The organism is Nocardia sp. NPDC055321, from assembly GCF_053645575.1.
In genome coordinates this window covers 195853-217481 of record NZ_JBSHMS010000008.1, presented here as the reverse complement: position 1 = coordinate 217481, position 21629 = coordinate 195853, and the positions used below count along the sequence as shown (strand labels likewise).

At 69.7% G+C, this 21629-nt stretch carries 22 protein-coding genes; 16 read left to right on the top strand and 6 right to left on the bottom strand.

What is annotated here, in order from left to right; translation table 11 throughout:
* Positions 1 to 84 precede the first annotated feature (84 nt).
* On the top strand, positions 85 to 315 hold the full coding sequence (locus tag ACWIGI_RS15505; RefSeq protein ID WP_454203039.1) for a glucose PTS transporter subunit EIIB: 231 nt from the start codon (positions 85 to 87) through the stop codon (positions 313 to 315).
* A 5-nt stretch (positions 316 to 320) separates the two neighbouring features.
* On the top strand, positions 321 to 770 hold the full coding sequence (locus ACWIGI_RS15500) for a PTS sugar transporter subunit IIA (RefSeq protein WP_454203038.1): 450 nt from the start codon (positions 321 to 323) through the stop codon (positions 768 to 770).
* A 77-nt stretch (positions 771 to 847) separates the two neighbouring features.
* Here the strand turns inward: ACWIGI_RS15500 and ACWIGI_RS15495 are convergent, their stop codons facing one another.
* Entirely contained in the window at positions 848 to 1582 is a 735-nt protein-coding gene (locus ACWIGI_RS15495; RefSeq protein ID WP_454203037.1) for a GntR family transcriptional regulator, read from the bottom strand.
* A 49-nt stretch (positions 1583 to 1631) separates the two neighbouring features.
* Positions 1632 to 1982 carry a hypothetical protein gene (locus tag ACWIGI_RS15490; protein ID WP_454203036.1) on the bottom strand — a complete coding sequence of 117 codons (351 nt, stop codon included), beginning with the start codon at positions 1980 to 1982 and terminating at the stop codon, positions 1632 to 1634.
* Between the two features lie 85 nt (positions 1983 to 2067).
* Between ACWIGI_RS15490 and ACWIGI_RS15485 the strand changes: the two genes are divergently transcribed.
* Entirely contained in the window at positions 2068 to 3030 is a 963-nt protein-coding gene (locus ACWIGI_RS15485; protein WP_454203035.1) for a quinone oxidoreductase family protein, read from the top strand.
* 158 nt (positions 3031 to 3188) lie between these two features.
* On the opposite strand, the gene ACWIGI_RS15480 is transcribed toward ACWIGI_RS15485, so the two are convergent.
* Positions 3189 to 3842 (bottom strand): TetR/AcrR family transcriptional regulator, encoded by a 654-nt coding sequence (locus tag ACWIGI_RS15480; protein WP_454203034.1) that lies wholly within the window; start codon positions 3840 to 3842, stop codon positions 3189 to 3191.
* Between the two features lie 35 nt (positions 3843 to 3877).
* Here ACWIGI_RS15480 and ACWIGI_RS15475 point away from each other — a divergent pair, with 35 nt between their 5' ends.
* From ACWIGI_RS15475 to ACWIGI_RS15460, 4 genes are all read left to right on the top strand, one after another.
* Positions 3878 to 5329 (top strand): FAD-dependent monooxygenase, encoded by a 1452-nt coding sequence (locus tag ACWIGI_RS15475; RefSeq protein WP_454203033.1) that lies wholly within the window; start codon positions 3878 to 3880, stop codon positions 5327 to 5329.
* A 350-nt stretch (positions 5330 to 5679) separates the two neighbouring features.
* Positions 5680 to 7212: an NERD domain-containing protein gene (locus ACWIGI_RS15470; protein ID WP_454203032.1), complete on the top strand. Its 1533-nt coding sequence runs from the start codon at positions 5680 to 5682 to the stop codon at positions 7210 to 7212.
* Position 7213: 1 nt separating this feature from the next.
* Complete coding sequence (locus tag ACWIGI_RS15465) at positions 7214 to 7696, top strand: hypothetical protein (RefSeq protein WP_454203031.1); 483 nt, start codon at positions 7214 to 7216, stop codon at positions 7694 to 7696.
* Positions 7697 to 7797: 101 nt separating this feature from the next.
* Positions 7798 to 8799 carry a hypothetical protein gene (locus tag ACWIGI_RS15460; RefSeq protein WP_454203030.1) on the top strand — a complete coding sequence of 334 codons (1002 nt, stop codon included), beginning with the start codon at positions 7798 to 7800 and terminating at the stop codon, positions 8797 to 8799.
* An 86-nt stretch (positions 8800 to 8885) separates the two neighbouring features.
* Here the strand turns inward: ACWIGI_RS15460 and ACWIGI_RS15455 are convergent, their stop codons facing one another.
* Entirely contained in the window at positions 8886 to 9872 is a 987-nt protein-coding gene (locus tag ACWIGI_RS15455) for a heme o synthase (protein WP_454203029.1), read from the bottom strand.
* A gap of 569 nt (positions 9873 to 10441) precedes the next feature.
* On the opposite strand from ACWIGI_RS15455, the gene tkt reads away from it, so the two are divergent.
* The 9 genes from tkt (at position 10442) to ACWIGI_RS15410 (ending at position 19543) form a co-directional block, all read left to right on the top strand.
* Positions 10442 to 12586 (top strand): transketolase, encoded by a 2145-nt coding sequence (tkt, locus tag ACWIGI_RS15450; RefSeq protein WP_454203028.1) that lies wholly within the window; start codon positions 10442 to 10444, stop codon positions 12584 to 12586.
* A 7-nt stretch (positions 12587 to 12593) separates the two neighbouring features.
* The gene (tal, locus tag ACWIGI_RS15445) at positions 12594 to 13727 is read left to right on the top strand and encodes a transaldolase (RefSeq protein ID WP_454203027.1); all 1134 of its coding nucleotides are present in this window, start codon (positions 12594 to 12596) and stop codon (positions 13725 to 13727) included.
* 2 nt (positions 13728 to 13729) lie between these two features.
* Positions 13730 to 15295 (top strand): glucose-6-phosphate dehydrogenase, encoded by a 1566-nt coding sequence (gene zwf, locus ACWIGI_RS15440; RefSeq protein WP_454203026.1) that lies wholly within the window; start codon positions 13730 to 13732, stop codon positions 15293 to 15295.
* A complete protein-coding gene (gene opcA, locus ACWIGI_RS15435; RefSeq protein ID WP_454203025.1) occupies positions 15292 to 16200 on the top strand; it encodes a glucose-6-phosphate dehydrogenase assembly protein OpcA in 909 nt (302 codons plus the stop codon). Before zwf ends, opcA begins: the two co-directional genes overlap by 4 nt.
* Positions 16193 to 16927, top strand: a complete 735-nt coding sequence (gene pgl, locus ACWIGI_RS15430) for a 6-phosphogluconolactonase (protein ID WP_454203024.1) — start codon at positions 16193 to 16195, stop codon at positions 16925 to 16927. The genes opcA and pgl overlap by 8 nt, the downstream gene beginning before the upstream one ends.
* A gap of 142 nt (positions 16928 to 17069) precedes the next feature.
* On the top strand, positions 17070 to 17522 hold the full coding sequence (locus ACWIGI_RS15425; RefSeq protein WP_454203023.1) for an NUDIX hydrolase: 453 nt from the start codon (positions 17070 to 17072) through the stop codon (positions 17520 to 17522).
* Positions 17523 to 18218: a L,D-transpeptidase family protein gene (locus ACWIGI_RS15420; RefSeq protein ID WP_454203022.1), complete on the top strand. Its 696-nt coding sequence runs from the start codon at positions 17523 to 17525 to the stop codon at positions 18216 to 18218.
* 29 nt (positions 18219 to 18247) lie between these two features.
* Positions 18248 to 18898 (top strand): carbonic anhydrase, encoded by a 651-nt coding sequence (locus tag ACWIGI_RS15415; protein ID WP_454203021.1) that lies wholly within the window; start codon positions 18248 to 18250, stop codon positions 18896 to 18898.
* Between the two features lie 225 nt (positions 18899 to 19123).
* On the top strand, positions 19124 to 19543 hold the full coding sequence (locus ACWIGI_RS15410; RefSeq protein ID WP_454203020.1) for a VOC family protein: 420 nt from the start codon (positions 19124 to 19126) through the stop codon (positions 19541 to 19543).
* Between the two features lie 19 nt (positions 19544 to 19562).
* On the opposite strand, the gene ACWIGI_RS15405 is transcribed toward ACWIGI_RS15410, so the two are convergent.
* Positions 19563 to 20450 carry an ADP-ribosylglycohydrolase family protein gene (locus ACWIGI_RS15405; RefSeq protein ID WP_454203019.1) on the bottom strand — a complete coding sequence of 296 codons (888 nt, stop codon included), beginning with the start codon at positions 20448 to 20450 and terminating at the stop codon, positions 19563 to 19565.
* A 128-nt stretch (positions 20451 to 20578) separates the two neighbouring features.
* On the bottom strand, positions 20579 to 21304 hold the full coding sequence (locus ACWIGI_RS15400; RefSeq protein WP_454203018.1) for a hypothetical protein: 726 nt from the start codon (positions 21302 to 21304) through the stop codon (positions 20579 to 20581).
* Positions 21305 to 21629: the final 325 nt, after the last annotated feature.

The following is a 21629-nucleotide window of genomic DNA, read 5'->3' as shown; positions in this document are numbered from 1 at the left end:
GTCACCCGACGGTATGGTGACTGGTTATAACCACAGTAAACTGGTTATAACCACCTTTGTCCACTCGACACGCACGGAGGAAAGATGTCGAAAGTCGATCAGATCGTCGCCGGACTCGGCGGCACCGCCAACATCGTCGAAGTCGAGGGGTGCATCACCCGGCTGCGCGTCGAGGTGAAGGACGCCTCCCTCGTGAACGAGAAGGACCTCAAGGCGGCGGGCGCGCACGGCGTGGTCAAGGCCGGCGCCGCGGTCCAGGTCGTGGTCGGCCCGACCGCCGACGCCCTGGCCGAAGACATCAACGACCTCCTCTGAGCGCGATGAGCACACAGATTCTCGCGCCGCTGCCCGGCACCGCGATCCCGCTGTCCGAGGTGCCCGACCCGGTGTTCTCGGCCGAGATGGTCGGCGCCGGCGTGGCCATCGAACCGCCCGACACCGACGACGACATCACGGTGGTGGCACCCGTCGCGGGCACGATCGTGAAGCTGCACCCGCACGCGGCGGTGATCCTGACCGACGCGGGCGCCGGCGTGCTCCTGCACGTGGGCATCGACACCGTAGGCAAGACCGACCTGTTCCGGTTGCAGGCCGCCGAGGGCGATCGCGTGGAGGCCGGCCAGGCCCTGGTGACGTTCTCCCCCAACGCGGTTCGCCGTATGGGGCTGAGCGCCGCCGTGCCGGTCGTGGTGATGGACACCGCGCCGGGCTCGGCCCGCGACGCGGCGGCCGGAACGGTGGAAACGGGTGCGGTGCTCTTCTCGATCTGAGGAGGTTCACACATCGAGCCCCGGCCCTTCGCGGGCAGGGGCTCGATCGCTGTCACGGCCGCGAAATCGACCGGGGCTCAGTCGTTCTGGTTGCCGTCGCCGGCGGAGACGGTCATGTAGACCTGGTAGCGGTCGGCGCGGTACCAGGACTGGGCATGCTCGACACAGCGGTCGCGCGAATAGGATTGGCGATCGAACGCCAGCAGCGGCGACCCCACGTCGGTGCCCAGCCAGCCCGCGCCACGCTCGTCGGCGGCCACCGCGCGCACCGTCTGATCGGCACGGTCGATCGGGCAGTCGTACTCCTTGGCCAGCAGCGAGTACAGCGACTGCGTGAGGTCGTGATCGAGCAGGCCGGGCAGCAGGTCGGCGCGATACCAGCCGTCGTCGATCGAGATCGGCAGACCGTCGGCCAGGCGCAGGCGCACCAGGTGAAAAGCCTTGTCCTCGATGGAGAGTCCGAGCGCGGCGACCGTCGCGGGCGGCGGCGGCGCGAGATCGGTGTGCAGCACCACGGTGCTGGGGGTGCGGCCCAGGCGGCGCATGTCGTCGCTGAACGAGGCCATGTGCAGGCGCGAGCGGGCCACGCGTTCGGCGACGAAGGTCCCCTTGCCCGGAACCCGGGTGATCACGCCCTCGGAGTCGAGCTGGCCGAGCACCTCGCGCACGGTCATGCGGCTGACGCGGTAGTCGTCGCAGAGCTGGCGTTCACTGGGCAGCATCTCGCCGGGGCGCAACTGGGAGCACAGCGTGGTCAGCGCGGAACGCAACTGCGCCTGTTTCGTCACTCGGCCCGACACGGCATCCTTCACTTGTGCACGCTCCCGCGCCCGGCGGGAGCGGTGACTTGTGAGCAGGGACCTACTTCTCGTTGCGCGCCTTGGGGAATCGCTTCTGCTTGGCGACCCAGCCGGCCATCTTCGCCCAGTGCCCCTTCGCCGGGGTGACCAGGTTCACGAGTTCACGATTCCATTCATCGGCCTCGGTGAGCCCGTCCACGACCTCGACGAGTTCCTTCGCGGTGGCCAGATCGCCCACGACGCGGTCGCCGAGCACGCCGTCCTGACCGACCAGGGTGACGCGCACACCGATACGGCCGATGGGCTGCAGCACCGCGGTGGCGGAACCGCCGTGGTCGGAGACGAATCCCTTCACCGAGTCGACGACGGACGGCGACAGCTTGACGGGTGCCGGGGCAGCGGTAGTGCTCATGCCCGCAGTTTACCCATGGGTAGATCGAAGTCCACGAACGGCGGCCGTCGTCCGCCCGGTCGCACGCCGGGTGTAGAAACGACTCATGCGCGCCATCCAGGTTTCCGAGCACGGTGGTCCCGAGGTCCTGCGCACCGCACAGGTGCCCGATCCGCAGGCCGGGCCGGGGCAGTTGCTGGTCGAGACCGAGGCGATCGGCGTGAACTTCATCGACACCTACATCCGCACCGGGCGCTACCCGCAGGCGGTGCCGTACGTGCCCGGCTCCGAGGGCAGCGGCGTGGTGCTCGCGGTCGGCGCCGGCGTCACCGACTTCCGGGCCGGGGACCGGGTGGCGTGGGCCGCCGCGCCCGGCAGCTACGCCGAGCAGGTCGTGGTGGACGCCGCGGTGGCGATCCCGGTGCCCGCGGGCGTGGAGCCCGCGGTCGCGGCGTCGGCGCTGCTGCAGGGCATGACGGCGCACTACCTCATCGAGTCGGTCTACAAGCCCGAGCCGGGCGAGACCGTACTGGTGCACGCGGGCGCGGGCGGGGTCGGGCTGATCCTGACCCAGCTGCTGGCCGCGCGCGGGGTGCGGGTCGTCACCACCGTGTCCACCGACGACAAGGACAAGCTCTCGCGCGAGGCGGGCGCGGCCGAGGTGCTGCGCTACGACGAGATCGCCGCGCGGGTAAGGGAACTCACCGGCGGCGTGGGTGTGGCGGCGGCCTACGACGGCGTCGGGGCCTCCACCTTCGAGGCGAGTCTGGCGTCGCTGCGCGTACGCGGCACCCTCGCGCTGTTCGGTGCGGCCAGCGGGCCGGTGCCGCCCTTCGATCTGCAGCGCCTCAACCCGGCCGGCTCGATCTTCGTCACCCGGCCGACCCTGGTGCACTACACCCGCGATCGCGCCGAATTGCTGTGGCGCGCGGGCGACATCATGAACGCCATCGCCGACGGGACGCTCTCGATCCGGGTCGGGGCGACGTATCCCCTCGCCCAGGCCGAGCAGGCGCACCGCGATCTGGAGGGGCGCAAGACCACGGGATCGATTGTCCTGCTGCCCTAGTCGGACGTATTCGGCAGATCGACCGCCGGGAACTGAACGACCGCCGAACTCGGCTGTTTCGTATGGGCCGCCCTGATCCCCGGTCGCGAGGTTGCCGGCGCCCCGCGTGCCCGGGCCCATATCTGTACGCGACAGCGCGGATCATGCCCGCGGCGCGGTCAGTAGTCTCGGCCGGTGAGGCCGCGGTAGGTGAAGCGGGTCAGGGCGTCGATCGCTTCCTGGTCGGTGAGTTCGATCGCGCCTTCCTCCACGGCCTGGAGCAGGCCGGTGGCGAGCAGGAACATCATGGCGAGACTGGCGTCGACGCTGCCGGGCAGTTCCAGACCCGCGGGCCCGAACCCGTCGACGTGGTCGGCCATCTCCGTGCGTTGCTGTGTCCCGAAATCGGCCGCCATCCGGGCGAACTCGGCGTTGACCAGGCCCGCCTGATGCACCGCGCGCATGACCGCCCAATTCTCGCGGGCGAAGTCCCAGTACTCGGCCAGGTGGTAGCGCACCGCCGCCGGATCGGTGAAGTCCGGATTGTGCTCGGGCCGCTCGGCCGCTGAATCACCTTCGTCGGCAAGGTCTTTCAGGAGCGCCTGGAGCAGCTCCTCCTTGCTCGCGAAGTGGTTGTAGAACGAGCCCGCCGAGCGCCCCGCCGCCGCGGTGATGTCGGTGATCTTGGTGTTCAGATAGCCGCGCTCGGCGAACAGCCCGCGCGCGGCGGCCTTGAGCGCCTGTTCGGTCTCCGTCGACTTCTCCCGGCGTCGCCCGGCCACGCACACCACCTCCTTGACAGCGGAAAGTACCACCCACAATACTGAATCCACATTCAGTGAATCTCGATTCAGTAATTGGAGCCGTCATGTCAGTGCAGGTCCTCATCGCCGGCGCCGGTCCCACCGGCCTCACCCTCGCCATCGACCTCGCCCGGCGCGGCGTGCCGGTGCGCGTCATCGACCGTGCCGCCGAATTCTTCGACGGCTCGCGCGGGGACGGGATCCAGCCGCGCACGCTGGAGGTGTTCGACGATCTCGGAGTCCTGGCGGCGGTCCTGGCCGCCGGTTCGCCGCAGGCCACCCTGCAGGTGCACATCGGCGGCGAACACGTCATGGACCGGCGGATGACCGCGTGGCGGGAGCCGACTCCGGCCGTGCCGCAACCGAATCCGTGGGTGCTCGGGCAGTCCGACACCGAACGGCTGCTGCGCGAGCGGCTCGCGGAGTTCGGGGTGCGGGTCGAACTCGGCACGGAACTGACCGATTTCACCGCCGACGCGGACGGGGTGAGCGCCACCCTGGTCCGCGGCGGCGAGTCCGAGACCGTGCGCGCGGATTACCTCGTCGGCGCGGACGGCGGGCGCAGCACCGTGCGCAAACGGCTCGGCATCGCCTTCGAGGGCGTCACCGACGAGTCGGTGCGCATGCTGCTCGGCGACGTGCGCGCCGACGCCCTCGACCACGGGTTCGGCTACTGGTTCGCCCGGCCGGACGCGCCGATGGACGGCATCGCGCTGACCCCACTGCCGGGCGGACGGCACTTCCAGTTCGCCACAGCCGTATCCGGGGACGGCGACGCGAATCTGGCCGTGCTGCAACGGTATGTGCGCGAGCGCTCGGGGCGTTCGGACATCGAGCTCGCCGACCTCGGCTGGGCGACGGTGTGGCGTCCCAATACCCGCCTGGCCGAACGGTTCCGGGAGGGCCGGGTGCTGCTGGCCGGGGACGCCGCGCACGTGCATCCGCCCACCGGCGGACAGGGCCTGAACACCGGGGTGCAGGACGCCTACAACCTGGGCTGGAAACTCGAAGTCGCACTGCGTGATCCCGGAGCCGACAGCGAGGCGCTGCTCGACTCCTACGCGACCGAGCGCCGGGCGGTGGCCGCACAGGTGCTCGGGCTCTCCTCGGAACTGCTGGACAAGGCGGTGCAGGGTGATCCGGACGCCATGGATCGGGAGGGTACGCATCAGCTCGACCTGAGCTATCGGATGCTGTTCCCGGACACCGGTTCCGCGGATCTGCGCACCGGTGACCGCGCGCCCGATGCGCCGCTGGTGACCGGTGACGGCCGGAATGTCCGGTTGTTCGACATGTTCCGGGGACCGCACGCGACGCTGCTGATATTCGGCGACGGTGCGCCGGCGCTCGAATCCTTCGGGGTGCGACCGCGCCTCGTCCGGATCGTACGGCCCGGGGCACGGAGCGAGAACGCGCTGATCGACGCCGACGGGCACGCCGCCCGCGCCTACGACGCCGCCGACGGCACCCAGATCCTGGTCCGCCCTGACGGATACGTGGGGGCACGCACGCGCTGAGCGGGTATCCGCCCGGCGCCCGGATGATTCGGGCCTCGAGCGGGGTCATCCGCCCGGCATCGCCGTGTCATCCGGATCAGCGCAACGGGGTTCGAGCCACGCGTTCGAACACCCGAGGCGTCTGTTCCGGGTGTCGGGCGCACACCCGCGAACGAGCCCCGGCCGGACCCAGACCGATTCCGGCAACCGGTGAGTTGCCCTCCCCCGGCGCGTCGTTCGGCGAAAGCGTGCAGAATGATCTTGCTGCACCGCAAGACGATTCGCCACGTCCGATCACGGGACGCCGTAAGGTTGTCGCGGCGTTCGTTCGGGCGGGCGGCAGGTAGAGGCATCGGTCAGAGGTGGTTCGCATGTTGGTGAAGGTCCGAAACGACGACCCGTCGCGGTTGTCGGCCACCGAGCGCACCGTCGTGAACTGGCTCAAGTCGTGGAGCGGCCCGCACGCGGTGCCGGGCATCGCGATCGTGCAGTGCCAGGACGCGGACGTGGTGGTGTGGACGCCGCAGACCAGTGTCGTGGTCGGCGTGCACGGTTTCACCGAGCGGGTCACCGGCACCCTCACCTGCGCGCAGGACGAGCCCTGGACGATCGACGGCAAACCCGCGCCCATCGACGGGGACGCCAATCCGCTCGAGCGGGTGCGGCGCCAGACCGCCGAGCTCGCCCGCCAGCTGAGATCCGCGCCCGGACGGGAGGAAGTTCCGGTGAGCGGCCTGGTGCTGCTGTGCCCGCAGCTGGGCAGCCGGATCAAACTCGAGAAGGGCGAACTGCCCCCGGGCATCGACGTCCTGATCGGCGACGGCCCCTCCTCCCTGCGCAACTACTTCACCACGATCGCCGAGGGCGCCGACCCGTCCTGGGATGCCGCCCAGGTAGGCCAGGCCCTGGGCGCGCTCGGATTCGCCGCCGCCGCAACCTATTCCGACCTGGTGTCGGAAGGCTTCCCCCCACCGGAGTCCGCGCGCACCTCCCCGCCGCCGCTGGCCGCCGCCCCGACGGTCAAGGTGCCCTCGGTCCCGGTCCAGCAGGATCCCCCGCCCGCCCCGCCGCCACCCGCCACCGAGGCCCGTTCCGGCAGTGGTGAATCCGCGCCCGGCAAGCCCGCGGACGAAGCGCCGCAACAGGAACCGGAGAAGTCCGGCAAGGGCAAAGCGGCCGCGGGCGGCGTGATCGCCGGCGGCGCGGCGGCCGCCGCCGCGGTAGCGGCCTACCGCCACCTGACCGGCGGCTCCTCCCCCTCCGATCGCCCCGAACGCACCCCCGACCCGCAGGGCCCCGCCGCCCCGCCTCCCACCCAGCCGGGTCCGGGCGCACCCCAGGTCCCCGGTGCCCCCCACGGCTCCGGCCAGCCCCAGGGCCCGGGCGTCAACCTCGGCCGATCCCAGCCCGCTGGCCCCCAGGCCCCCGCCGGTCCCCAGGGTCCCGGCCAGGCCCTGGCGTACGGTGCCCAGGGCCCCGGCGCCCCCCAGCAGCCGCGCCCCCAAGCGCCCCAACGCAATCAACCCCCCGTTCCCCCGAACGCACCCCCGACCGCCCCGGTGGCCAACCCCCAGGCCCCCTACGCCGCGCCCCCGACCCGCCCCACCGGCGGCCCGGGCTTCCCAATCTGGAACACCCCCCAGTCCACGACCCACCCCACCAAACCCCGCCGCCGCAAGGACATTCCGATAGTCGGCGCGATCGTCCTGGTGTTCCTGATCCTGCTGATCGCCGCGATGTGCACCGGCCGCACCACCTCGACAAAAGACGACGAGACGAACACCCCCACCCGCCCCACCACCTCCCAGCGCACCACGACCCCCGGCGGTTCGACCACCACCGACCCCACGATCCCGAAGACGACCATCCCCCCGGCCTGCTTCCCCCTCGACCCCAACTGCTGACGTGCCGCCGGCTCCGATGGGCCAATTCGGCGGTCCGAAGCCCTATCTCGGCTCCCTGGTCGATGTCGACACCCTGGACGCCTGGACTGACGCCCTCGAAGTTCGGCTCGCGAGAGCGACGGCCGCAGTCCTGCCGCCCGACTGGACCACCGCCGAACTCTGGTTCTCGATCGTCGGCGATGCGGGCTACATCGGCATCCAGGCCACCACCGGTACAGGAGAAAAGTCGAATCTCCGCATTACCGGCGAGGTGATCGGGCTGCTGAACCAGCACAAACTAATCGCCCACGATCCGGACGAAGGCACCTGGTTCAGCGGGCAGGTGCGCCTCACGCCCGACGGGTTCTACCGCGCGGCGTTCTCCGACCGCGAGACCCCGTCCTGGGTTCCGGCGCCGACGAACGACGACTACCGGCGCGAGTTCGAACGCTTTCCCCGCGACCCCCGCTGGACTCCCGAGGATCTGCGCCACCTGCTCGCGTGATCCGGCGGTGCGCGCGACCCACCGGCACGCGCGGCTATGTTCTTCGTGGTGATTGTTCGGGGCGGGCCGAGAAGAGAGTGGGTGCCATGCACTGGGATCAGATGACCGACACACCCGAGGATCTGCGGCGGCGGGCCACGCGGCTGCGGCGGGGTATGGGGCAGTTGGGGGTGCTGGAGTCGATCATCGACGCGGCGGAGGGGCCCTGGCTGGGGATCATGGACGCGGACGGGCGTGGGACGGCCGAGCTGCGCATGCATCTGGCGGGGCGGTACCGGGTGTCGGCCGCGGTGACCAGTGCGGGGAAGTTGAGCCTGGTGCACGTCAACGACCTCACGCGGCGGCGGTCCGAGCGGGTGCTGTCGGGAAAGACGTTGCTGCGCAAGGGCTGGACCGAGGCCGAGCCCATGCCCAAGCAGCCCGAGTGGCTCGAATACGTGGTGTCGTGGGTAGAGAACGTCAGCGGCGAGGTGGACCGGCGCGTGGTGATCGAGTGGCGCCTGCTGGGCGCGGACCGTCGGCTGAACAGCCTGAACGACACCATCGCGGGCATGCGCGCCAGCCTCGACGAGCAGGTCCAGGTCCGCGACGCCCTCGCCGCCGAGGTGGCGGACCTGCGCGGCGAGCTCGAGACCCTGCCGCCGGCCGGCCCCGAGGCCCGCACGATCGCCGCGCCCGAGCCGGTCGAGGAGCCGGACGCTGCAGTCGCCGACGTAGAGGCGAACACCGCCGAAGTCCCGGACGCCGCAGTCGCGGACGTACAGGCGAACGCGGACGATGCCCCGGACGCCGCAGCCACGAACGGCGAGGTCTCTACGGCCGAGGTCTCGCCGATCGACAAGACGGCTGTCGAAGCGACCGATACTGAGATCCCGGTCCCCGGCAACTCGACCGCCGAGAACTCGCGAGACGATGCCCCGGCTCACGCACTCCCGGACACCGACTCCGCAGCCGCAGAGACCACCGAGCCCGGCGTCTCTCCCACGCCGTCCGTCGAGTCCGAACCCGCGACTGCCGAGCGCCCCGAATCGTCCGGCTCGGACTCCTCCCAGGATTCGAGCGCCCACCCCGGCGCGGACCACGCCGTAACCTCCCACAGCTGAACCACTCGGCGCCCTCGAGCGCCGCAAAACGCGAACCGCCGCCGAGCACGTGCTCGGCGGCGGTTCGCGATGTATCAGCTCGGGCGTCAGCCGAACAGGATGTTCCCGATCGTGTTCCACCCCATCACCGAGTCGACGGCGAGACCGCAGAACACGATGGCCAGGTAGTTGTTCGACTGCAGGAACAGGCGCAGCGGCTTCACCGGCTCACCGCGGCGCACGCCCGAGTAGAGCTGGTGTGCCATGAGCAGGAACCAGGCGCCCGCGGCGATGGCCACCGCGGCGTAGATCGCGCCGGCGGCCGGGACCAGGGCCAGGGTGGCCAGCACGGTGAGCCAGGTGTAGATGACGATCTGCTTGGTGACGACCTGTTCGGTGGCGACCACCGGCAGCATGGGCACGCCCGCCGCCTTGTAGTCCTCCTTGTAGCGCATGGCCAGCGCCCAGGTGTGCGGCGGCGTCCAGAAGAAGATGACCAGGAACAGCACGATGGCGGGCCACGCGATGGTGCCGGTGACCGCGGACCAGCCGACGAGCGCGGGCATGCAGCCCGCCGCGCCGCCCCACACCACGTTCTGCGAGGTGCGGCGCTTGAGGCCGAGGGTGTAGACGAAGACGTAGAACAGGATGGTCGCCACGACCAGCGCGCCCGAGAGCAGGTTCGCCTGCCACCACAGCCACGCGAACGAGCCGAGGCCGAGCGTGATGCCGAAGATCGCCGCGTTGCGGGTGGGCACGGCCTCGCGGGCCAGCGGACGCTTGGAGGTCCGCTTCATGACCTTGTCGATGTCGGCGTCCGCGACGCAGTTCAGCGTGTTGGCGCTGGCCGCACCCATCCAGCCGCCGAACAGCGTGGCCAGGATGAGGCGAATGTCCACGGTGCCGCGGTCGGCGAGCAGCATGGTGGGAATCGTTGCCACGAGCAGCAGCTCGATGACGCGCGGCTTGGTGAGCGCGATATAGGCCAGGACCCGGCGGGTGCCGGCTGCCAGCGGTCCACTGCCCGTGACGCGCTCAGCAAGCACCGTCCCGGAGGTGCCGTGAGCGCCACCCGGCTGTTGCCCAATCCGCACTGTTTCTCCTCGCACGCCGTGCACTTGATCCGGTCTCGACCAGCAGCGCGCTCGGCCGTTTCCCTGCGTGCGGGCCCCGGCGGCGCGGCTACTACTACACGGAATGGTAGACCCACGCCGAGCTATCGCTAATTCGCCCTCTGTGTCCGCGGCCTCGGCTCGGCTCCGGCGTGCCCGCGGCCGCCGGTGTCCCGTTCAGGTCGGTTACGGACTTTCGCACTCGGCGCGGACCTCCCGGAAACGGGCCGCGGGCACCCGTTCTCGTGCGTGTCCGGGACTCGTGAAGTCGGCCTGCCCTGGGCATTTCGTGATTTTTCCACCGGGTACGCCCGGGCGTGTCACGTATCGCGGCGCCGTCGCGCGGTCACGGGCAGGTCCGCGCCCGGACACGAACTCACGACACGGCGGCCGGTGAACGCGGGTTCCCGTATAGCGCGGAAACGGCCCCCTTTAGGGTGGTAGTAGTCCGGTGCGCTGTCGGATGCTCGTGTCGGCGCATCGCGCATCCCCCCGCCAGCGAAGCCGCCGACAACCTCAGTGTTCACGAGAAGGTCAGGAGAACCTCGGTCGTGTCAGTCACAGACGACATCCGCGCCCTCACGCAGCCGCATCACCCCACCGACTGGAGCGACCTGGACACGAAAGCCGTCGATACGGCGCGTGTCCTGGCCGCCGACGCGGTCCAGAACGCCGGAAACGGACATCCGGGCACCGCGATGAGCCTGGCGCCGTTGGCGTACACGCTGTTTCAGCGCATCATGCGGATCGATCCGAGCGATCCGGAGTGGGTGGGACGCGACCGTTTCGTGCTCTCCTGCGGCCACTCCAGCCTGACCCAGTACGTGCAGCTGTACCTGGCCGGTTTCGGTCTGGAGCTGAACGATCTCGTCGACCTGCGCAAGTGGGGCTCGCTCACCCCGGGCCACCCGGAGTACCGGCACACCGCGGGCGTGGAGATCACCACCGGCCCGCTGGGCCAGGGCCTGGCCTCGGCGGTCGGCATGGCGATGGCGGCACGGCGTGAGCGCGGTCTGTTCGATCCCGAAGCGGCACAGGGCGAGAGCGCCTTCGACCACTTCATCTACGTCATCGCCTCCGACGGCGACATGGAAGAGGGCGTCACCTCCGAGGCGTCCTCGCTCGCAGGCACCCAGCAGCTGGGCAACCTGATCCTGTTCTACGACGACAACCGCATCTCCATCGAGGACGACACCCGCATCGCCTTCACCGAGGACGTCGCCGAGCGCTACCGCGCCTACGACTGGCACGTGCAGGTCGTCGAGGGCGGCGAGAACGTCACCGGCATCGAGGAGGCCGTGGCCGCCGCGCAGGCCGTGACCGACAAGCCGTCGATCATCCTGCTGCGCACCATCATCGGCTTCCCGGCCCCGAACAAGATGAACACCGGCGCCTCGCACGGCGCCGCGCTGGGCAAGGACGAGGTCGCCGCCACCAAGAAGATCCTGGGCTTCGACCCGGAGAAGAACTTCGACGTGGACGCCGCTGTCATCTCGCACGCTCGCACCCAGGTCGCCGATCGCGCCAAGGCCGCCAAGGCCGCCTGGCAGGATCAGTTCGACGCGTGGGCCGCCGCCAACCCGGAGAACAAGGCGCTGTTCGATCGCCTGTCGACCCGCAGCCTGCCCGAGGGCTGGGCCGAGTCGCTGCCGTCGTGGGACGCCGATCCCAAGGGCATGGCCACCCGCAAGGCGTCCGGCGCGGTCCTGGCCGCCCTCGCCCCGGTGCTGCCGGAACTGTGGGGCGGTTCGGCCGACCTCGCCGAGTCCAACAACACCACCATGCCGAACACCCCGAGCTTCGGCCCGGAGACGATCTCCACCGGCATGTGGAAGGCCAACCCGTACGGCCGCACGCTGCACTTCGGCGTCCGCGAGCACGCCATGGGCTCGATCCTCAACGGCATTGCGCTGCACGGCCCGACGCGTCCCTACGGCGGCACCTTCCTGGTGTTCTCCGACTACATGCGGCCCGCCGTGCGCCTGGGCGCGCTCATGCGCACCCCGGTCACCTACGTGTGGACCCACGACTCCATCGGCCTGGGCGAGGACGGCCCGACGCATCAGCCGATCGAGCACCTGGCCGCGCTGCGCGCGATCCCGGGCCTGAACGTGGTGCGCCCGGGCGACGCCAACGAGACCGCGCACGCCTGGCGCGTCATCCTCGAACGTGACTCCGCGGAACGGCATTCGCACTTCTCGGTGTCCGAGCCGCCGCACCAGGACGGCCCGTCCGCGCTGGCGCTGACCCGTCAGGATCTGCCGATCCAGGAGGGCACCTCGTACGAGGGCGTCGCCAAGGGCGGCTATGTGCTGGCCGAATCCTCCACGGCCACACCGCAGGTCATCCTGATCGGCACCGGTTCGGAACTGCAGCTGGCGGTCGAGGCGCGCGCTACCCTCGAGGCGCAGGGCATCGGCACCCGCGTGGTGTCCATGCCGTGTGTGGAGTGGTTCGACGCGCAGGACCAGGCGTACAAGGATTCGGTGCTGCCGCCGTCGGTCAAGGCGCGCGTCACGGTCGAGGCCGGAATCGCCATGCCGTGGTACCGCTTCGTCGGCGACGCCGGTGAGATCGTCTCGATCGAGCACTTCGGCGCCTCGGCCGATTTCAAGACGCTGTTCCGCGAGTTCGGCATCACGACCGACGCCGTGGTCGCCGCCGCCACCCGCTCGCTCGCCAAGGTGAAGGGATAGTCAGAACATGACCCAGAACGCGAATCTCGCGGCGCTGTCCGCCGCCGGGGTTTCGGTGTGGCTGGACGACCTGTCGCGCAATCGAATTCGGTCCGGAAACCTCAAGGACCTGATCGATACCCGCAGTGTCGTCGGCGTCACCACCAACCCGTCGATCTTCCAGGCCGCGCTGTCGCAAGGCCACGACTACGAGTCCCAGGTGAACGAACTCGCCGCCCAGGGCGCGGACGTCGACACCACCATTCGCACCATCACCACCGATGACGTGCGCGCGGCCTGCGACGTGTTCGCCGATGTCTTCGCCGCCACCGGCGGCAAGGACGGCCGCGTCTCGATCGAGGTCGACCCGCGCCTGGCGAACGACGAGGACGGCACGGTGGCCCAGGCCATCGAGCTGTGGAAGATCGTCGACCGGCCCAACCTGTTCATCAAGATTCCCGCCACCGAGGCCGGTCTGCCGGCCATCTCGCGGGTCATCTCCGAGGGCATCAGCGTGAACGTGACGCTGATCTTCTCGGTCGAGCGCTACGTCGCGGTGATGGGCTCGTACCTGGCGGGCATCCGCAACGCCAAGACCGCCGGGCACGACGTGGCCAAGATCCATTCCGTCGCTTCGTTCTTCGTCTCGCGCGTGGATTCGGAGATCGACAAGCGGCTCGAGGCCATCGGCTCGGACGAGGCGCTGGCGCTGCGCGGCAAGGCCGGTCTGGCCAACGCCCGCCTGGCGTACGCGGCCTACCAGGACGTGTTCGACGGCGGCGACCACACCTCGGTGTTCGCGCAGCTGCGGTCCTCCGGCGGCGCGAACGCCCAGCGCGCGCTGTGGGCTTCGACCGGCGTGAAGAACCCGGACTACCCGGACACCCTGTACGTGACCGAGCTGGTGGGCCCGAACACGGTGAACACCCTGCCGGAGAAGACCCTGCAGGCCGCCGCGGACCACGGCGAGATCACCGGCGACACCCTGTCCGGCACCGGACCGGAGTCGCAGGCGATCTTCGATCAGCTCGCCGCCGTCGGCATCGATCTGGCCGACGTGTTCGATGTGCTGGAGTCCGAGGGCGTCGAGAAGTTCGTGACGTCCTGGCAGGAACTGCTCGATGCCACAACCGAGCAGCTCCGGGTAGCAGGAGGCAACTGACGGTGGCAGCCCGCGCGGCGGCAAAGGTCACGAAGGGGAATCCGCTCCGCGATGAGCGGGACAGCCGGGTACCCCGGATCGCTGGACCTTGCAGCATGGTGATTTTCGGAGTTACCGGTGACCTGTCGCGGCGCAAACTGCTGCCGGCCATCTACGACCTGGCGAACCGGGGGCTGCTGCCCCCGGGTTTCGCCCTGGTCGGATTCGCCCGCCGGGAGATGACCGACGAGGAGTTCGCGGCGCTCGTGCACGAGTCCGTGAGCTCCTCCTCGCGCACCCCGTTCCGGGAAGAGGTGTGGCAGCAGCTGCGGGACGGATTGCGTTTCGTGCAGGGCACTTTCGAGAACGACGCGGCCTTCCATCGGCTCGCGACGACCTTGAAGGACCTGGACCGCGATCGCGGCACCGGCGGCAATCACGCCTTCTACCTGTCGATTCCGCCGGACGAGTTCCCGGTGGTGCTGGACCAGCTGTCGAAGAACGGTCTGGCCCAACCGGGTATCGCCCCGCAGGGTCAGCCGCCGGCGTGGCGGCGCGTCATCATCGAGAAGCCGTTCGGCCACGACCTGGACAGCGCGCTGGATCTGAACGCGCTGGTCAATCGGGTGTTCCCGGAGTCATCGGTGTTCCGCATCGACCACTACCTGGGCAAGGAGACGGTGCAGAACATCCTGGCGCTGCGCTTCGCGAACCAGCTGTTCGATCCGATCTGGAACGCCAACTACGTCGACCACGTGCAGATCACCATGGCCGAGGACATCGGCCTGGGTGGGCGCGCGGGGTACTACGACGGCATCGGCGCGGCCCGCGACGTGATCCAGAACCACCTGTTGCAGCTGCTCGCGCTGACGGCCATGGAGGAGCCGGTTTCCTTCCAGCCCAAGCAATTGCAGGCCGAGAAGATCAAGGTCCTCTCGGCGACCAAGCTGGTCGAGCCGCTGGAACAGACCACCGCGCGCGGGCAGTACACCGCGGGCTGGCAGGGCAGCGAATCGGTCGTGGGCCTGTTGCAGGAGGAGGGTTTCGACCCGAATTCGCGCACCGAGACCTACGCGGCCATCACCCTGGCGGTGGAGACGCGGCGCTGGGCCGGGGTGCCGTTCTACCTGCGCACCGGAAAACGCCTGGGCCGCCGCGTCACCGAGATCGCGGTGGTGTTCAAGCGCGCCCCGCACCTGCCCTTCGACCAGACCATGACCGAGGAACTCGGGCAGAACGCGCTCGTGATTCGCGTGCAGCCCGACGAGGGCATCACCATGCGATTCGGGTCCAAGGTGCCGGGTTCCTCCATGGAGGTCCGCGACGTGAACATGGACTTCAGCTACGGCGAGGCCTTCACCGAGGACTCCCCCGAGGCGTACGAGCGGCTCATCCTGGACGTGCTGCTCGGCGTTCCCTCGCTGTTCCCGGTGAACGAGGAGGTCGAATTGTCCTGGCGCATCCTCGATCCCGTGCTGGAGCAGTGGGCCGCGACCGGTAAGCCGGATCCGTACGAGGCCGGCACCTGGGGCCCGGAGTCGGCCGACGAGATGCTCGCGCGCAGCGGGCGGGAATGGCGGCGGCCATGATCATCGACATGCCTGACACCGACACCCGTGAGGTCTCCAAGCGGCTGGTCCAGCTGCGCGAGGCCAACGGCGTGGTCACCATGGGTCGCGTGCTGACCCTGGTGGTGTGCACACTGGACAGCTCCGAGGCCGAGGACGCGATCGACGCCGCGAACGACGCCAGCCGCGAACACCCCTGCCGGGTGATCGTGCTGGCGCGCGGGGATCGCAACGCCGCGACGCGGTTGGACGCCCAGATCCGCGTGGGCGGGGACGCGGGCGCGGCCGAGGTCATCGTGCTGCGGTTGCAGGGTGAGCTGGTCAGCCACGAGAGCAGTGTCGTGATCCCGTTCCTGCTGCCCGACACCCCCGTGGTGGCGTGGTGGCCGCGCGGGGCCCCGGAGTTCCCGTCCAAGGATTCGGTGGGCCGCCTGGCCACGCGCCGCATCACCGACGCGACGTTCGCGCCGGATCCGCAGGGCACCATCAAGAAGCGGCGCGCCTCCTACGCCTCGGGTGACACCGATCTGGCGTGGAGCCGCATCACCTACTGGCGGGCCCTGCTGGCCGCCGCGCTGGACGAGGCGCCGTTCGAGGCCGTGGAGTCGGTGACGGTGTCGGGTCTGCGCGACGAGCCCGCGCTGGACATGCTGGCGGGCTGGCTGGCCGCGCGCCTGGACTGCCCGATCGTGCGCCGCACCGGTGAGCTCAAGGTGGAGGTCAAGCGCCCGACGGTGTCCATCTCGATCGCCCGCCCGCAGCACGGCCGCACCGCGACCCTGACCCGCACCGGTGAGCCGGATCAGCGTTTCGCGCTGGCCCGCCGGGAGACCCGGGACTGCCTGGCCGAAGAACTGCGCCACCTCGATGCCGACGTGATCTACGCCGAGGCCCTGACCGGAATCGAAAAGGTGAACTATGAGTGAGCCCGTCGTCGAAACCTTCGCCGGTACCGAAGAACTCGTCATGGCCGCGGCCGCGCGCTTCGTGGCGCTGGTCGTGGAGGCCCAGCGCCTGCGCGGGTCGGCCTCGGTTGTGCTGACCGGCGGCGGCAACGGCATCGGGTTGCTGGAGTGGGTCCGCAAGGCGCCGGGCGACATCGACTGGTCCAAGCTCGACGTGTTCTGGGGCGACGAGCGCTATCTGCCCGCCGGCGATCCCGAGCGCAACGAGTTGCAGGCCCGCCAGGCGCTGCTGGACCACGTGCCGGTCGATCCCACGCGGGTGCATCCCACCGAAACCTCCAGCGGCGACTATCCGGACGTGCTCGAGGCGACCGGTGAGTACTCCGCGGCGGTGCACGCACACCTGGCGCAGTACGGCGCGTTCGACGTGCACCTGCTCGGGATGGGCGGCGAGGGGCACATCAACTCGCTGTTCCCACACACCGACGCGACCCGCGAGGACCGCGAACTCGTTGTGGCGGAAACGCATTCGCCCAAGCCGCCGGCCGTGCGCATCACCCTGACGCTGCCCGCCATCCGGCGCTCGCGGCACGTGGTGCTGATCGTCGCGGGCGAGGCCAAGGCCGCCGCGGTCGCCGCCGCGCTCAATGGCGCCTCGCCCCTGGACATTCCGGCCGCGGGCGCGATCGGCAGCGAGTCGACCACCTGGCTGCTGGACACCGCGGCCGCGAGCGACCTGCCCGGCTGACGGAGTTCGACCCCGGAACCGGTCCCGTCCATGGGGCCGGTTCCGCGTTTCCGGGGGTGTCGGCATACCGACTCGCGCCCGGGCACACCGGTGATCATCCCGTTCGCGCCGTCCGCGCGACCGGGCTGGAAGAATCCGGTCAATGACCTACCTCAGCCACGTCGACGTTCTGCTCATCGCCACCCGGGGCGATGAGGTGCTGCTCGCCCGCCGGGCCAACACCGGCTACTCCGACGGGCTGTGGAATCTGCCCTCGGGCAAACTCGACGCCGACGAGGACCTCGAGGCCGCCATGATCCGCGAGGCGGCCGAGGAACTCGGGATCACCCTCACCCGCAAGGACATTCGCATGGCGGCCAGCCTGCACGTGCGGACCCCGGACGAGGTGGGCCGGGTCGGGTTCTTCTTCCACGCCGACCGCTGGGTGGGAGAGCCCTACAACGCCGAACCGGACAAGTGCTCGGACCTGCGGTGGTTCCCCATCGATCAGCTGCCCGCGGACACCGTGCCGTACACCAGTGCCGGGGTGGACCTGTACCTGCGCGGGGAGAACTTCGGCCTGTACGGGTGGCCGACCCCGCTAGCGGAGCGCTGAATGCGCCTGTCCGGCACCCGCGCCCGCGCGGCGCGGGCCGCGGTCGCGGTGGGAGCGGCGCTGCTGGCGTTGATCATGCTGCCGCGTCCCGCCTCCGACGCACCGCCCTTCGATCCCGGACGGGTGCCCGGATCCCAGGTCGTGTGGGTGACCGCCCGGGCCGGAGCCTCGCACGCGATGCTGGAACTGTGGGAGCGAAATCGCCTGCGCGAGTGGAAGCAGACCTTCGCGGCGCGGGCCCGGGTGGGCGGCGAGGGCATCTCCGAGCACGCGCGCGAAGGCTCGGCGTACACCCCGCAGGGCATCTTTCCCCTGACCGAGGGTTTCGGCAGGCGGCCCGCTCCGGCGGCGCGGCTGCCGTACCTGGACGTCGGCTCGTCCGACACCTGGTGGTGGGTCTCGGACACCGAAAGTCCGTACTACAACCAGCGATTCCGCTGCGCCGAGACCGCGTGCCCGTTCGACACCACGGCCGGTGAGAACCTCGGCCGCACCGGGGAGGCGTACGACTACGCGCTGGTCATCGACTACAACCGGGCGCCGGTGGTCCCCGCCGCCGGTTCGGCGTTCTTCCTGCACGTGGCGACCGACGGGCCGACGGCGGGCTGCGTGGCGGTCTCGGCGGATGTGATGCGCAGCCTGCTCACCACGCTGCATCCCGATCACCAACCCGTAATAGGCATGTACGCCCACTGAATCCGGCTCGAGCTGCCATGCTGAGGACCATGGCGCAGACCGACCCGATCGGCGCGTGGAAATCTCTGCGCGCCGGCAATGAGCGTTTCACCAGCGGTACCCTCGAACATCCCGGTCAGGGCGCGGCCGAGCGCGCGAAACTCGTACACGGACAGCAGCCTTCGGTCATCCTGTTCGGTTGCGGGGACTCACGGGTGGCGGCCGAGCTGATCTTCGATCAGGGCCTCGGGGACATGTTCGTCGTCCGCACCGCCGGGCACGTGATCGACTCCTCGGTGCTGGGGTCCATCGAGTACGGCGTCGAGGTGTTGCGCGTGCCACTGATCGTGGTGCTCGGGCACGACAGCTGCGGCGCGGTGAACGCGACCATCAAGGCGCTGGACGGCGGCGACGTGCCCGGCGGTTTCATCCGCAGCATCGTCGAGCGGGTCACCCCGTCCATCCTGATCGGCCGCGCGGAGGGGTTGACCGGCGTCGACGATCTCGAGGCCAGGCACGTAGTCGAGACCGGGCGGCTGTTGGTGGAGCGATCCATGGTGGTCTCGCGCGCGGTCGCGACCGGGAACTGCGCCATCGCGTGCGTGACATACGAATTGGCCGACGGCAGGGCGCGCCTACATCGGGTGATCGGCGACATCGGCGAGTCGGCGACGCTCAACGATCCCGAACCCACGGAGTGATACCGGCCGCCCGCTCGGTTGCCGGGACCTGCGCACCGCGCTGACGGCTGTGTCCCGTCCACGGGTACCCTCGGCAGCGAATCTCTCTCATCGTCGCTGGACAGCGAGCCCGCGGGCGCTCTCACCGCCCGAAATCCGTTCCGCGCGAATCTGTGCCACGTCGGCTACATTGCTCGGCGTATTCCCCCTCAGCGTTCCGATCGAGCTAGACAGAGAGTAGAGAAATTGAGCAGCGGCAAGGACCTCGCACTGACCCACGTCAGTGTGCTCGTCGGCAATCAGCGCGAAGCCCTGGAGTTCTACCGCGACGCCATCGGCCTGGAGGTCCGCCAGGATATGCCGTTCGGCAAGGCCCGCTGGCTGACGCTCGGTCCCGCGAGTCAGCCCACGATCGAGTTCCTGCTCGAGGTGCCCGAGATGGTGCCCAATGACGGTGTGCAGCAGGGTGCGCGCACCCGGATAGCCACCGGCGCGCAGGGCACCCTGATCTTCGGCACCGACGATGTGGACGCCACGTTCGAGCGTCTCGAGGGCGCCGGGGTCGAGGTGGCCCAGCGGCCCATCACCCAGCCGTACGGGGTGCGCGACTGCGGTTTTCGCGATCCCTGGGGCAATCACCTGCGCTTCTCCCAGCAGATGCCCTGATCCGGTCCGGTGCGAATCCCTAACCCAGCCAGTTCGGCAGGGGTTCGCACCGCTCGCGCCAGTCGCTCGAAAGTCCGGAAATCCCCAGTCGCGCACCGAGAATCCCGCCGACGATGGCGCATGTCGTGTCCATGTCCCCGCCCGCCGCCGCCGTCCGCCACAGGGCCTCCGTGACCTCGTCGCCGGCCCATGCCCCGGCCGCGATCCAGAGGCAGAACGGCACGGTGTCCGGCGCGGAGGTTTCGCTTCCATTGCCGAGCAGCGCAACGACTTCCGTGAGATCCGCCGATCCCGGCAGGGTTGCCGCGGTGCCGATCCGCTCGCGAACCAACCCCGCCGGAGTGCGCGCGGCGACGGTCTCGAGCAACTCCCGTCCCCGCAATCCCGGCTGCGCTACGCCGAGCGCGGCGGCGGCCGCCACGGCGACGGCTCCGGCGATGCCCTCGGGATGGGTGTGGGTCACCGTCGCCGATGCGGCCGCTTCCGCCGCCGCCCGCTCGAGATCGTCCGCGTAGAACGCGCCCACGGGCGCGACCCACATGGCAGCCCCGTTCCCCCACGAGCCTTGCCCATTTCGCGCAGCACCCGCCAGCTCACGCCAGTCGGCGTCGCGATCGCGGATCAGCCGCAGGATGCGAGCCGTCCCCGGCCCGTACCACCGGTAGATGTCGTAGTGCGCGGCAAACGATTTCGCCAACTCGTCCTGGTCGATCCGCCCGTGGTCGCGCAGTACCGCGAACACCGACGCCGCCATCTCGGTGTCGTCACTCCACAACCACGGCCCGGGCAGCAGGGAACGTTCGCGCAGTGCGGTGTGATTGATCGGGTCGGCGTACGCGGACCCGAAACCGTCCCCGATGGACACCCCGAGCAGGGCCGCGTAGGCCCTTTCAGTCGCAGTCGTCACGATGTCCACAGTATTGTCGGCTGCCACTGGACGGTGGCATCGAGCTCGGGTTCGCTGTATCCCGACATGTTCGGCCGCTGCCGAATACCAGCTCGTCGGCACCGATACCGTCTCGGCCGTGCGACGGGCTAATTCGGCATCCGAACCTCGGGCGGACCCGTGTCCTCGGTGAGCCAGAAGTTCTTGACGTCGAGGGCATGGACACTGAACGCCGCACCGAACACCGCCGCGCACGCGATGACCGACGCCGCCGCGATCCGGGTGGTACCGCGCGCTCCTCGCTGTCGGCCACGTCGTGTCACGACCGCCACCAGGGCCGTCATCACGACGGCGGACAGCAACGCGGACAGCAGCGACCGCATCGTCAGGTCCGGCGGCGCGAGCCGCACGAGGTAGTGCGCGAGGGCTTCGCGAGGGGTCTCGGTCATCGCCAGCGAACTCCATTCGGCAGCGGCGGTGGCGATTTCCCGCGCGACGACCCAGAACACTCCGAACAGCACCACAGCCGCCACCGCGCCCCACCCGAGTGCCGTCGCTCGCGGCACGGAAACCGCCACGCGCGTCAGCACTCCCGCCGCGAGTCCGGCCGCCGCCACTCCCACCGCCAGCGGCACCACCAGCAGCTGCGTGAAGATCGAGCACTCGGGCCAGGCCAGCGCGGCGATGTCGAGGGCCGCCAGCCGCCGGCCGACGATCACCCCGGTCACCACTCCCCCGACCGCCGACAGCACTGCGACCAGAAGTACCCCGAAGCCGACCCACGGTAGGCACCGGCGCAGCCATTCCAGCTCGGCGCTCGCACCGGGCTCGGAGGGAGGTCGGCCGTGGCCGGTTTCATACAGCGAATCACTCACTCCGCCACCGTATGTCAGGTGAATGGGCGGAGTTGGGGTGAATAGCGAAGAGGGTTCGGCGGGCTCAGGAGGCGCTCGATAACACCCGATATTTCGGGGGGCAATTTTAGTCGCGCAAAATAGCCGATTGGCCCGAATTGCGTTGTATCTCAATAGAATTGGGCTATTCATGTTTGCTATGAAGGAGTAGGATAGGGGTATGGATTCGAGAGAGGTACCCACCATCGCGGGGGGTGGCCAGGCACACGCCCCCCCGGGGGGGTAACACGTCCAAATAAACATGTTAAAAAAATCTGATTTAGTGGTGCTACAGGTTATTGATGAA

What these genes read in the sequence shown, in the direction of transcription:
- ACWIGI_RS15475 (WP_454203033.1), top strand. Translation starts at nt 3,878, where the DNA reads ATGTCAGTGCAGGTCCTCATCGCCGGCGCCGGTCCCACCGGCCTCACC.
- ACWIGI_RS15420 (WP_454203022.1), top strand. Translation starts at nt 17,523, where the DNA reads ATGCGCCTGTCCGGCACCCGCGCCCGCGCGGCGCGGGCCGCGGTCGCG.
- pgl (WP_454203024.1), top strand. Translation starts at nt 16,193, where the DNA reads ATGAGTGAGCCCGTCGTCGAAACCTTCGCCGGTACCGAAGAACTCGTC.
- ACWIGI_RS15460 (WP_454203030.1), top strand. Translation starts at nt 7,798, where the DNA reads ATGACCGACACACCCGAGGATCTGCGGCGGCGGGCCACGCGGCTGCGG.
- ACWIGI_RS15485 (WP_454203035.1), top strand. Translation starts at nt 2,068, where the DNA reads ATGCGCGCCATCCAGGTTTCCGAGCACGGTGGTCCCGAGGTCCTGCGC.
- ACWIGI_RS15490 (WP_454203036.1), bottom strand. Translation starts at nt 1,982, where the DNA reads ATGAGCACTACCGCTGCCCCGGCACCCGTCAAGCTGTCGCCGTCCGTC.
- ACWIGI_RS15425 (WP_454203023.1), top strand. Translation starts at nt 17,070, where the DNA reads ATGACCTACCTCAGCCACGTCGACGTTCTGCTCATCGCCACCCGGGGC.
- tal (WP_454203027.1), top strand. Translation starts at nt 12,594, where the DNA reads ATGACCCAGAACGCGAATCTCGCGGCGCTGTCCGCCGCCGGGGTTTCG.
- ACWIGI_RS15500 (WP_454203038.1), top strand. Translation starts at nt 321, where the DNA reads ATGAGCACACAGATTCTCGCGCCGCTGCCCGGCACCGCGATCCCGCTG.
- ACWIGI_RS15415 (WP_454203021.1), top strand. Translation starts at nt 18,248, where the DNA reads ATGGCGCAGACCGACCCGATCGGCGCGTGGAAATCTCTGCGCGCCGGC.
- ACWIGI_RS15505 (WP_454203039.1), top strand. Translation starts at nt 85, where the DNA reads ATGTCGAAAGTCGATCAGATCGTCGCCGGACTCGGCGGCACCGCCAAC.
- ACWIGI_RS15470 (WP_454203032.1), top strand. Translation starts at nt 5,680, where the DNA reads ATGTTGGTGAAGGTCCGAAACGACGACCCGTCGCGGTTGTCGGCCACC.
- opcA (WP_454203025.1), top strand. Translation starts at nt 15,292, where the DNA reads ATGATCATCGACATGCCTGACACCGACACCCGTGAGGTCTCCAAGCGG.